The sequence below is a fragment of the Bacillus sp. mrc49 genome, from assembly GCF_002803435.1.
The window spans coordinates 1-641 of sequence record NZ_PHNG01000632.1 but is presented as its reverse complement, the minus strand read 5'-3'; the positions used below and the strand labels follow the sequence as shown (position 1 = coordinate 641).

Sequence of the window (641 nt, the reverse complement as noted above, 5' to 3'; positions counted from 1 at the left end):
GACACGGACGTATTATTGATGGATGAGGCCTTTAGCGCCCTTGATCCACTGATACGTAAAGATATGCAGGATGAGCTGGTTGAAATTCAAGATCAGTATAAAAAAACGATCATTTTCATTACCCATGATCTTGATGAAGCATTGAGAATCGGGGATAGGATCGCGCTTATGAAGGATGGAAGCGTGATTCAGCTGGGAACACCAGAACAAATCATGATGAATCCAGCCAATGAATTTGTCGAGAAGTTCGTCGAAGATGTTGATTTATCAAAAGTATTGACAGCATCTCATGTGATGATCCGACCAGAGAAAATCTCAGTTGACAGAGGACCGAGGGTTGCCTTGGAAATCATGCGTAAACAGGGATATTCCAGCATTTTCGTTGTGGATAGGAAGCAGAAATTATTGGGGGCGGTGACAGCTGAACAAGCGCGTCAGGCCATGAGCAATAATCAATCGATATCTGAAGTGATGACTACGGATATCCCGACCGTCAAAGAAGATGAATTGCTAGGAAACCTTATGGACGTGATGGCAACGTCAAGCTTGCCGATCTCTGTCGTAGATGATGAAAAAAGAATTAAAGGAATTCTTCTCCGCGGTGCCGTTATCGGTGCCTTGGCAGGTAATAAAGATTCCTT

1 protein-coding gene is annotated in these 641 nt (G+C 43.7%); it reads left to right on the top strand.

Translation table 11 applies throughout. The annotated features are described in order from the left end of the window. Positions 1-641, top strand: a 641-nt coding sequence (locus tag CVN76_RS06550; RefSeq protein ID WP_157805577.1) for a CBS domain-containing protein, incomplete at both ends; no start/stop codon positions are given.